Annotated in this window: 14 protein-coding genes, 1 tRNA gene and 1 pseudogene; 4 read left to right on the top strand and 12 right to left on the bottom strand. The window is 62.1% G+C overall.

Going from position 1 to position 10,393, the window contains the following annotated elements:
* Nucleotides 1–179: pseudogene (locus tag JYJ84_RS18870) on the bottom strand (phosphatidylserine/phosphatidylglycerophosphate/cardiolipin synthase); the annotation flags it as partial.
* A gap of 44 nt (nt 180–223) precedes the next feature.
* Nucleotides 224–607 carry a VOC family protein gene (locus JYJ84_RS18875; RefSeq protein ID WP_122945281.1) on the bottom strand — a complete coding sequence of 128 codons (384 nt, stop codon included), beginning with the start codon at nt 605–607 and terminating at the stop codon, nt 224–226.
* 86 nt (nt 608–693) lie between these two features.
* On the opposite strand from JYJ84_RS18875, the gene JYJ84_RS18880 reads away from it, so the two are divergent.
* Complete coding sequence (locus JYJ84_RS18880) at nt 694–1,437, top strand: DUF695 domain-containing protein (protein WP_122945280.1); 744 nt, start codon at nt 694–696, stop codon at nt 1,435–1,437.
* Between the two features lie 430 nt (nt 1,438–1,867).
* Here the strand turns inward: JYJ84_RS18880 and JYJ84_RS18885 are convergent, their stop codons facing one another.
* Both JYJ84_RS18885 and JYJ84_RS18890 read right to left on the bottom strand, forming a co-directional pair.
* Nucleotides 1,868–2,425, bottom strand: coding sequence for a hypothetical protein (locus JYJ84_RS18885; protein WP_236027695.1), 558 nt, complete (start codon nt 2,423–2,425; stop codon nt 1,868–1,870).
* Between the two features lie 278 nt (nt 2,426–2,703).
* Complete coding sequence (locus JYJ84_RS18890) at nt 2,704–3,108, bottom strand: hypothetical protein (RefSeq protein ID WP_175984903.1); 405 nt, start codon at nt 3,106–3,108, stop codon at nt 2,704–2,706.
* Nucleotides 3,109–3,439: 331 nt separating this feature from the next.
* Between JYJ84_RS18890 and JYJ84_RS18895 the strand changes: the two genes are divergently transcribed.
* Complete coding sequence (locus JYJ84_RS18895) at nt 3,440–3,904, top strand: hypothetical protein (RefSeq protein WP_043182697.1); 465 nt, start codon at nt 3,440–3,442, stop codon at nt 3,902–3,904.
* Between the two features lie 75 nt (nt 3,905–3,979).
* On the opposite strand, the gene JYJ84_RS18900 is transcribed toward JYJ84_RS18895, so the two are convergent.
* On the bottom strand, nt 3,980–4,495 hold the full coding sequence (locus JYJ84_RS18900) for a GNAT family N-acetyltransferase (RefSeq protein ID WP_122945277.1): 516 nt from the start codon (nt 4,493–4,495) through the stop codon (nt 3,980–3,982).
* A 318-nt stretch (nt 4,496–4,813) separates the two neighbouring features.
* On the opposite strand from JYJ84_RS18900, the gene JYJ84_RS37865 reads away from it, so the two are divergent.
* Both JYJ84_RS37865 and JYJ84_RS18910 read left to right on the top strand, forming a co-directional pair.
* Nucleotides 4,814–4,993 (top strand): hypothetical protein, encoded by a 180-nt coding sequence (locus JYJ84_RS37865; protein WP_236027696.1) that lies wholly within the window; start codon nt 4,814–4,816, stop codon nt 4,991–4,993.
* Nucleotides 4,994–5,583: 590 nt separating this feature from the next.
* Nucleotides 5,584–6,102 carry a VUT family protein gene (locus JYJ84_RS18910; protein WP_122945275.1) on the top strand — a complete coding sequence of 173 codons (519 nt, stop codon included), beginning with the start codon at nt 5,584–5,586 and terminating at the stop codon, nt 6,100–6,102.
* A gap of 264 nt (nt 6,103–6,366) precedes the next feature.
* Here JYJ84_RS18910 and JYJ84_RS18915 read toward each other — a convergent pair whose 3' ends face one another.
* From JYJ84_RS18915 to JYJ84_RS18945, 7 genes are all read right to left on the bottom strand, one after another.
* Nucleotides 6,367–6,777 carry a hypothetical protein gene (locus JYJ84_RS18915; RefSeq protein ID WP_164462573.1) on the bottom strand — a complete coding sequence of 137 codons (411 nt, stop codon included), beginning with the start codon at nt 6,775–6,777 and terminating at the stop codon, nt 6,367–6,369.
* Between the two features lie 683 nt (nt 6,778–7,460).
* A tRNA-His gene (locus JYJ84_RS18920) sits at nt 7,461–7,536 on the bottom strand.
* Nucleotides 7,537–7,593: 57 nt separating this feature from the next.
* Nucleotides 7,594–8,580 carry a tRNA dihydrouridine(20/20a) synthase DusA gene (gene dusA, locus JYJ84_RS18925; protein WP_236027697.1) on the bottom strand — a complete coding sequence of 329 codons (987 nt, stop codon included), beginning with the start codon at nt 8,578–8,580 and terminating at the stop codon, nt 7,594–7,596.
* 130 nt (nt 8,581–8,710) lie between these two features.
* Nucleotides 8,711–8,956, bottom strand: coding sequence for a hypothetical protein (locus tag JYJ84_RS18930; protein WP_043182680.1), 246 nt, complete (start codon nt 8,954–8,956; stop codon nt 8,711–8,713).
* A gap of 55 nt (nt 8,957–9,011) precedes the next feature.
* Nucleotides 9,012–9,209 (bottom strand): hypothetical protein, encoded by a 198-nt coding sequence (locus JYJ84_RS18935; protein ID WP_089425274.1) that lies wholly within the window; start codon nt 9,207–9,209, stop codon nt 9,012–9,014.
* A 141-nt stretch (nt 9,210–9,350) separates the two neighbouring features.
* Entirely contained in the window at nt 9,351–9,566 is a 216-nt protein-coding gene (locus tag JYJ84_RS18940; protein WP_006476104.1) for a molybdopterin-binding protein, read from the bottom strand.
* Between the two features lie 57 nt (nt 9,567–9,623).
* The coding region (locus JYJ84_RS18945) for an ATP-binding cassette domain-containing protein (RefSeq protein ID WP_205189369.1) at nt 9,624–10,393 on the bottom strand (770 nt) is incomplete at its 5' end.

The raw sequence follows: 10,393 nt of genomic DNA on the forward strand, positions 1-10,393 counted from the left end.
GAGAAGATTGCGCGGACATCGTTGCCGGACGCGAGCGCCCGCGCCACGTCCGCCACCGGTGCCTCGCTCGGCGTCGCCGCCCACGACCGGTCGGACGGATTCACGGCCGCCCAGCGCACGTGCGTCACGCGCGCGCTGAGCGGATCGATTCGCACACCATTCACCGCAAACATCGACATCGGCATCTCCTTCGAATTTTTTCGGCCCGCCGTACCGATGCGGGTCACGGACAGCCCCAGATCTCGCAGACGTTGCCTGCCGGATCCGCCACGGAAATCGCGACCGTGCCGTCGCCGTAGTCCCACTCGTTCAGGATACTGACGCGGCACGACTCGAGCCGCGCGACGGCTTCCGAGACATGCGCCACTTCGATGGCCAGCGCAATGCCATGGCCGGTTGGCCGAAACTCCAGATACGGAAACGCGCCACCGCTGCCCGTGTGAACGGTCAGCGTCGCCCCGTCCACAACGAAGCGATGCCACGGATTCCCCGCCGCCGACACGCCATCGGAATGCACCGGCAGCGCAAGCGCCACACGATAGAAATCCACCACCGCCCGAAAGCGATCGTCTTCGACCGGCACCAGAATGCTCAGACTCGCGATCATGTGCGCTTCCCCGGCCAACGCGATTTTCGATGATACATTGGGACGCTTTGCAACCGTCAACAGACAATCGTGCACGGGAGAAACACATGACCGACGCCTGGGGAACCTTCCCTGCCAGAATGGGCGACCATCAGGCTTTCATCAGCTTCAACCACAGCTTTGCGGAAATCGCGGAAGGCGATCCGCGCACGTCGCTGCTCAGCGTGCGCGTCCCCTTTGCGCATCCGACGCCGGAAGGCCTGCCGACCGGCGACGAATTCGCCGCGCTCACGACGATCGAGGATCTCCTGGACGCCACGATCACCGCGAAAGGTGGCGTGCAGGTTGGCCGCATCACCGTCGACGGCCATCGGGATTTCCTCTTCTACGTGCCGTTCGACGACGAGGCAGCGGCGGAGATCGTCGACGCGCTGGCCGATCAGACGACCTACGCACTTCAGTACGCGCAACAGGGCGATCCGGACAAGGAAGCCTACTGGCAAACGCTCTACCCGACCGACGACGACTGGCAGATCATGCGCGACATGCGCGTGCTGGATGAATTGCGGAAGAAAGGCGATGCCAGCGACGTAAGCCGGCGCGTGATGCACTGGGCGTATTTCCCCGACCCGAGCGACGCGCATCAGTTCGCAGACTGGGCGGAAGCGAAAGGCTATCCGGTCGAATCGGTTGCGCCCACCGAAGACGGCAAGTCGGCCGTCCGGTTTTCGCACGAAGGCACCATGGCACTGGCTGACATCACGCGCCATACGGTCGCGATCAATCGCGAGGTACGTACGTTCGGAGGGGAATACGACGGCTGGGAAACCAGTGTCGAACAGGCGGGTTGAGCGGGATGACATGCCCGCTGCGCGCGACGTGATGCAACGCATCCGGCGCAAAAAACATCCCGGCGGCAAGGTTGCGCGCCGCCGGGACCAAGGCATCACCGGCCGAAACCGGCGATGGGCCTGAGGGTTCGCTCAGGCACGAGGAAAGCGATTCGTACGGATCAGGCGATCGGATGCCGGGGCGCGCAACCGATCCGATTACGCCGCCCGCCGAACGCCTGTCCGGTTCCGCCGACGCAGCATTCCGGCGTCGGACGGGCAAAAAGCCCCCGCTCCTGCGCGAGCGAGCGGGGAAACGGTTGACCGGGCCGGGGAAGAACGGTCAACCGGCCAAATTGTGAGCGCGGGCCGCGCAACGATCTGTGCGCCAACTCACCCTTTGGTGACAAGGCCGCGGCAACCGGTACGCTCGCGTGCCGCGCGGATCGCGTCACGGTCCGAGTGCAACGCCCGCGACCGGCGCGAGCATCACCACGATGACGGGCGACAGCACCACTGCCCCGACCATCATCACTCCGTCGGCCGCGAGCGTGACGGGTGTCGCGAGCAAGCGCACGGCCTTGCCTGCCGTCGTGATGCGATCGGTGACCTCGATCTTGTACGAATGCGCAAACGACGACCACGTCTTGCCTTGCGCAAAACCATCGGCCAGATAGCGCGACCCTTCCAGCGCACCTCCCATCTCCAGACCATCGCTTCCGCGTTTCGTGAAGCCGTCCTCCAGCGCGCGGTTCCAGTCGTCGTCGGTCATATTGGTGCGACTGAGCTGGAGCGAGAACTTGCCCGAGATCTTGCTGCCCTGCGCGACGAACCCATAGAGCGCCGCATTGATCGATTTGCGGTAAGGCGATGCCAGCACGGCGCCGAGATGCTCGGGCATATCGAAGATGTAGTGATATTTCTTGCCGAGCACGACGAATTTCTTGCCGTCCTCGCTGACGAGGAATCGGTCGACTGTCTCTTCATACCTGCCGTCTTCGAACAGCATGGCAGTGCAGCCTGTCAGGCCGGCAGCGACAATGATCGCGCCCGCCGTCAGTAGCGTTCTTCTTTTCATGTCCGGAATTTTATTTTGTTTTAATTCAAGCGAATGAATTCAGGCCCGGGCCCAGTTTCCGGTAAGTCGCGGGGGTTGTCAAAGCAGGATCATTCTATTTTTCCGAGCAGCACGATTCAGACTTCATTTTTCTCTACCGATTTTTCGAAACCAGGTTTCGCGAACACAAAAACTTGCGTCATGACAACCGGGGTTCGTCGTCGTGACAGTCAGCTGAAAACCCATTCCGCAACCATCTCGATCCAGTCGAGATCGCAGGCGACGTCAATGACGGTTTCACCGACGATTTCGGCAGTCGACTCGGTCGATGAGACCGATGTACCCGCCGCCACCGCCCCCGCGGCAACCGCGTTCGCCTTCGCTATTTCGACCGACGCGCCGGATCTCGGATCGGCCAGGCGCTCCAGCCAGTCGACGATATTGGCACGCGCCTCCTCTTCATCGGCGAAATCATGCCGCTCGAGAAAGCGGTCGAACACGCTCCACGCAAGTGTCTTGCTTCGCGAGGCGGATTCGAGATGCCAATCGACAACGCCTGTCCGACCGGACTCCCGGATTTCGAGCGTTGCGGTGAAACAGTAATCGAGATACTCGATCTCAAGTTTCGACGGCATGGTTTTCTCCGGTCAATCTGCCCTCTCTTTGCTTATGATGATTCGTGCATGCCGGGTTTCGCGACATCGTGCGAATCCCGAATGAAATTCGCGCGGTGCGTCATTCCTGCTGGCAGTGTCGCGACATTCCCGTGACCTGTCGATATCGATCGTCGGCACATGACCCCATTCGATTTACCCCCCTTCCTCTCTGCGCGTTCATTCGCGGTTCAGGTTCTGCTGCGGGTCACTCCGCTTTCCTGTTCCGGGTATTGCCCTGCTTCGCTGCAGCAATCGCGCTGCTAAACTCCAACAAAGACGACCGTTTGCAGCACCAGAGGAAGTAATGGCAATGGCACTCGCCCACGCACAACAGAATGGCGTAGAAGTCTGGATTATCCAGCTTCCCGGGCACGCCCCCTATGCCTATACGCACCTCAAGCGGGTATTCTCGTCCGACGATACGCGACACCGGGTCGTGACGATCGACCTGAAGAAACTGCTGACATGCGCCGACCGAGACACGACGGACTACGTGTTGCCGTCAGTGCTGTACTGGGCCCCCGGAAAGGCCGCGGGCATTCGCGAATTCCTCGATCCGGACCAGGACAGGATTCCCGACATGCCGTACATCACGTTTCGCGAGACGAGAACGCGCACGCTGCTCGGCATCCCCGGCCTGTCGAAAGTCGGCGTGGCGTCGTTCCGCAACGGCCAGCATCGCGCGCGCTATCTCGCCTATGCGGGCGCAACGACCCTGCCCGTCGAGGTGCATGAGACGGAAGCCGATTTGCTCGTGCGTTACTGCAGCGAGTAGCGTAGGAGTACGTTCGGCCTTCGCCCGGCGATGGCCGAACGTCATGCGACCGTTCGCTCGAATGTCGCCAGACCGCTACGCCTGTATCGCGTAGATCCGGTCGGTGACCTCCGTCTGGCCAATGCGGCTCGTTTCGATACCCGCGAGTTGCCAGCCGTTGTGCTCATAGAAACCGATCGCCCGTTCGTTGCCCTCCAGCACCGTCAGGTGGACCTTGTCGACGCCGAGCGTGCGGGCCCACGCGCGAACCGCTTCGATCATGCGCTTGCCCGTGCCGCTTCCGTGATGCGAAGGATGGACGTGCAGGCAGTCGAGCAGCACGCCAAGCGCCGGATCGACGGGGCGCTCGGCACTGACGAAACCGACGGGCTCGCCGTCGGCCTCGGCGATCAGCACGAGGCCCCACTCTTTTTCATTGCGATCGAGATATTGCCGCCACCGGATCGCGTGTTCCGTCGGCACCTCGTCGGACAGGTAGGCCGCCGGCAGGATGTGGCTGTACGCGGTTTGCCAGCTCAATGTGTGCAGGCGAGCGATGTGGCTGGCATCTTGCGCTGTCGCGGCACGCAGCGTGGCCCGGGTTTCAGGCATCGGTGGTCACTCCTTCCGCTGGTTGTCTTGATCGGGACGTCTCGTCGCAAAATATACCGCGCGTTGCACGCATGCAAAACGCAATGTCGCCGCGCTCGACCCATACTGTGCCGGCCCGACCGGGGACGACGGGAACATGAACCTTGGGGAATTCAAACGATGCGACGTGTCTTGGGAACGATCGGATTTGCGATAGCGGGCGTCATCAGCGTGATCGCGTGGGCCACGATCGACAGCCGCCTGTGTATTGCGTTCGATCGGTTGTGCATACCGCCGCCCGGTACCTGCGGTGGCGGCGTAGATGCGTGCGCAGTAACCATGCACTCCACCGTCGACCTGTTCGCGTATCTGTTCGGTCCGCCCATCCTGTTCGCGGTGCTCGGAGCCAATCTGTTTTCACGGCGTCGCCCGCCGCACGTGATCGTCGCGTACCTTGCATGCGCCGTCGCCGCACACTGGCTCGTGACGTTCGTGGGCGTTCGCGTCCTTCACGTCTGACGCGATCGCGTCAGCGCCTGCCTGCCGGGCGTCGTTGCAACTCGTTGCCAGCGCAATGGGATGCAGGCAAAAAAAATCCCGACACCTTCATGGGTTGTCGGGATCGAACGGCCCTGCAAAGCATGAGGGCACGAGGAAGTCGATACATTACACCAATGTAAGACTGTTGCGCATTGTCGGTTCGCGCCAAGTCCCTGTCTCATTCGGCCATTCAGGTGATAAAGGGCAGCCATGAACGAAAAAAGCCTGCTCACGCGGAACGCGAGCAGGCAAGAAAACGGATCAGCATTCGAGGCACGAGGGCTGTCCAGGGAAGATAACGGCACGGAGAGCGAGAACCTTAGTCGGGAAAGGAAACTGCGCGACATCACGTCGACCGGATACGGCCATACGATCTCGCGACGAAGATGGTTTGATGGAAGCCCGCGACACAGTGACGATATCCTGTCGCTCCCAACCCTGCTTTCCGTCAATCGTTCGCAGTTCGACCCGGCTTGCGCGTAGCGGAGCACCCGTCCGTTTCATTGGCCATGTATGGCAAACTTCGGCTCCGAATCGACGCAGCGCGCACTCTTTATCACTGGGGAATCATGTACGTCCTGATCTATATCGCAGCGGTCGCTGTCGCTAACCTGATGGTCGCTCATTTCGGACCGGCTGCTACCCCGATCATCGCGTTCCTTCTGATCGGACTCGATCTCGCGATTCGAGATCGGCTCCACCTGGACTGGCGCGGCCGCGCGCTTTGGTCACGAATGTTTGCGTTGATCGCAGCCGCCGGCGTCGTCAGTTACGCGCTCAATCCCGCCGCCAAGGAAATCGCCCTCGCGTCTCTGGTGGCGTTCGGTTCGGCAGCCGTGGCGAGCGCGATCGTGTTTCAACTCGCACGTCGCTTCCCGATACTGGCGCGTGCCAATGGCGCGAATGTCGCGGGGGCGGCGGTCGACTCCATCATCTTTCCGCTGATTGCGTTCGGGACGGTGTTCCCGACGATCGCCGCATTGCAGTTCGTTGCGAAGGTGGCTGGCGGCGCTTTGTGGTCGTGGCTGGTTTTTCGAAATGCTCGGACGGTGCAGGCGGGGATCGCGAGCAATGTGGCGGATCGGTGAGGACGGGTTGGCTTTTGACCATCGGCCAAAGCCATCGGACGACTGCGATGCTGCCTCGATCGACTGAACCCGCTGGGGCAAGAAGAATGCCGTAGCACCGTATGCGATCGCCACGCGCCTGCCGTCCAGATATGGGCGACGACGGGTCAGTGGACGAGGGTCGACGCGCACGCAACAGCCCACGCCCGCTTCAGCGCGTGAGGCACCTGCTCGGGAAAGGGAAACAGCGCGCGACGATGTTGTGGAGAGAACGATGCATCAAACCTATCGCGCGAGAAGCCCGGCCAAGCGTCTTGCAAACAGTGCCGCAAGCGCTTCCAGTAGATAAACGATCGCCACAACGTTGCAAGCAATGATGGCAAAGTCGCCAAAATCCACTGGGTGCATGTGATAACCGATTCGGTGGTTATCGATGATTTTTTGCACCGAGGCAATGGCCGACGGCAAGCTGACGGCGCTCCCGCAGATCAAGAGAACGATGACTCCCGCAACATGTTTCATCCGTGCCTTTTGAGGCAAAACACAAGTTGCGAGAAGCAAGCCCGTGCTGCCCGCGTTAGACAAAAGAAAAGACCACGCTGTAGGCCAATCCACGTCCAAATTCAGCAAAGAGACGATAAACAGAAGCCACGACAAGATCAGCAGGGGTATCGCCGGAGCGACTCCGGCGAGCATGTAAAACGACGTCCTCGCCACCCTGAAAGTCGCCATAGCCATAACCTTGTGCGTTGAATCTGTTTGCCGTTCCATTGCCTTGGATCACGTGCCTATTCTTTCAACGCATGGATTGTCCGAAAAGGCTCGAATTCCAAACGTGTGGAACCCGCCAATTCACCGACGGACACTGTGGCGCCATCTGCGCGCATTATTCCGGCACCGTCAGTTGATGGTCTCGCCGTCACTGCCGCTCACTACGGCTATGCGCCGTCGTTGAGTGCGCGAAACGGAACCGAAAAGTTGATCAGCTGCTCTTCTCGGCGCATTGGAACGGCTGCACTCGTTCGCGCAGATTTCTGACGCTGCAATTTTCGACGATCGGTGGGTCAGCATGCACCGAGAAGATGAGCGCGTTCCGATGCCGCTTCCGGATACCTGTTTGAAGCTGCTCGAAATACGCGATCGCCGCCCGGACAACACGCGGTATGGCTACGCGACAGCAATATGCCGCCGGCATGACACCGACCTTGTGCACGATACAACTCGAGCACAACATCGTGACGATCCTGACAATGTACGCGAAATGGATGGCGAGCAGAACGCTCTAGGGATGGCGAGGCTCGAATCGACGTTATCGTCCCCGAGTTGTCCCTCGCAAAGCAAAACAGGCGCCGAAGCGCCTGTTTTGTTAATGCATTCTTTGGGGTGGCTGATGGGACTCGAACCCACGACGACAGGAATCACAATCCTGGACTCTACCAACTGAGCTACAGCCACCACTGTTACTGCTTTTTGTTCTTCGCTGCTTTTGTGTTTCAGCAGCGAAGAACAAGATTATACGAACACTTTTGAATCTTGCAAAGCTTTTTTTTCAAAAATTTCTTCGGCCTCGTTCAGATGCGCGCGCGCCTCGTCGAACACGGCCAGATCGGCACGCGCAAGCTTCTTGTTGTCGGACAGCACACGACGCCAGCCACGTGCACCCGGCATACCGCGATACAGTCCGAGTGCGTGCCGCACGATCGCGCCGAGGTAAGTCCCGCGCTTCAGTTCGGCCGCGCAGTATTCGATCAGCTTCGCCTCGGCCTCTTCGCGCGTCGGCACCGCAGCGGTCGATCCGTAGAAGCGCGAATCGACCTCCGCGAGCACGTACGGGTTGTGATACGCCTCGCGGCCGAGCATCACGCCGTCGACATGCTCCAGATGCTGCGCAACCTCGTCGAGCGTCGTGATGCCGCCGTTGATGACGATCTCGAGCGACGGAAAATCGCGCTTCAACTGATACGCATAGTCGTACTTGAGCGGCGGGATCTCGCGATTCTCCTTCGGCGACAGCCCCTTCAGGATCGCATTGCGCGCATGCACGACGAACGTTTCGCAGCCAGCCTCGGCCACCGTCCCGACGAAGTCGCGCACGAACGCGTAGTCCTCGACCGCGTCGACACCGATCCGGTGCTTGACCGTGACCGGCACCGACACCGCATCGCGCATCGCCTTCACGCAGTCGGCGACGAGCGGCGGCTCGTTCATCAGGCACGCGCCGAAAGCGCCGCGCTGCACGCGCTCGGACGGGCATCCGCAATTCAGGTTGATCTCGTCGTAGCCCCACTGCTCACCGAGCTTCGCGGCGCGCGCGAGATCGTCGCGCTCGCTGCCGCCCAGCTGCAGTGCGACCGGCGATTCGTTCGGCGTGAACGCGAGATGCCGCTGGGCATCACCGAACAGCAGTGCGCCCGTCGTGATCATCTCCGTATACAGCCACGTGTCGCGCGTCAGCGTCCGGTGGAACGACCGGCAATGGCGGTCGGTCCAGTCGAGCATGGGCGCGACGGATACGCGGCGGGGAGGAAGCGAGGACGGTACGGACATGGATTTCGGGCAACTGGCCAGACGGCTCGGAAACAACCCGGCATTTTACCGCAAGACGGGCCGTGCCTGCCCGACACGCAGGCTACCCCTCGCCCAGCTCCGTATCGACCGCCCGCCGCGCCTCGTCGAGCACGCGCTCGATCACGCGTCGTTCGGTCAACAGCATCCCGTCGACCTTGACGAGCCGCCAGTCGATCCGCACGGCATCGCCCTGCAGCACGCGGTAATGCGCATGCTCGCCGTCCCAGACCTGCTCGGTCTTCACCTCGATCTCGAAGCCGCGGTACGGCTCGCTGAAATCGCCGAGGTCGCTGCCTCTCGGTTCCATCGCACGCTCCGTGGCGACGCAGCGCCGGGCCGCCCACGCGGCCGGCGCCGTGCGCTCAATCGTATTCGTCGGATAAAAAGGATTTGCCATCGGCCGTCAGGTCGACCCGGTCGGCCGCCGCCTGGTAGATCAGCCCCTCGTTCAGCAACGCGTAGACGACGTCGTCGAACACGGCGGGAACCGGCCGGCTTTCACCGAACTGGTCGATCCACTTCAGCGCCTCGATGGCTTCGGGCGAAAGGATGGGGGTCATGCGTTGGCCTCCGGCGTCGGTGTCGCTCCATCCTAGCACTTCGTCCGGACGTCGAATACCAAGGCAAACGCGCTACGGAAATGCCGGGCGCCGCCAACGGGCAATTTGCCCGCGGCGGCGCACCGGTGCAGGACCGCGTACTCAGAGGCGCGCGATCGATACCTCGGTCGATTTCACGAGCGCGACGACTTCCGCGCCGACCTTCAGTTCGAGTTCGTCGACCGAACGGGTCGTGATCACCGACGTGACGATGCCGAACGGCGTCTCGACGTCGACCTCGGAGACCACGGATCCGCGGATGATCTCCTTCACCTTGCCCTTGAACTGGTTACGTACGTTGATTGCAGTGATGCTCATCAGGTTGATCGCTCCGAAGAAAAAGATCTCACAACGGGCGGCCGCTGCCGCCCGGATTTAAACGGCCCAGCGGATCTGCCCGACCGGTCGAACGTTATCCGTCTCATGCGTCGCATCCTGGCCGGCCGCACCGGGCCCGCCGGCAAGCACGCGTTTCAGCACGCGATCCTCCAGCGCCGCAAACGCGGCCGATGCGCGGGCGCGCGGCCGGTCGAGCGGCACCGGCTGATCCAGCGCCACCCGTCCCTGCTCGATGAGCAGGATGCGGTCGCCGAGCGCAACGGCCTCCTGCACGTCGTGCGTGACGAGCAGCGCCGTGAACCGATGTTCGCGCCACAACCGCTCGATCAGCGCATGCATCTCGATGCGGGTCAGCGCGTCGAGCGCGCCGAGCGGCTCGTCGAGCAACAGCAATTGCGGCCGGTGCACGAGCGCGCGGGCCAGTGCGACACGCTGCCGCTGGCCGCCCGACAGTTGCGCGGGCCAGTCGTTCGCGCGCTCCAGCAGGCCGACTTCATCGAGCACCGCGCGTGCCTGGTCGCGCGCGCCGCGCCCGAGGCCCAGCATCACGTTCTGCAGCACGGTCTTCCATGGCAGCAGGCGCGCATCCTGGTACATGATCCGCGTATCGAGTTCGCCGCCGCCCTCGCCGCGCGTCACGAGCGCACCGCTGCTCGGCTGCTCGAGTCCCGCGACGAGGCGCAGCAGGGTCGATTTCCCGCAGCCGCTGCGACCGACGATCGCGACGAAGCTGCCACGCGCGATGCCGAGCTCGACGTTGTCGAGCACCGTACGCGCGCCAAAGCGCTTGCTGACGCCCGACAACG

This window comes from Burkholderia sp. LMG 13014, from assembly GCF_905232215.1.
Classification (GTDB): Bacteria; Pseudomonadota; Gammaproteobacteria; order Burkholderiales; family Burkholderiaceae; genus Burkholderia.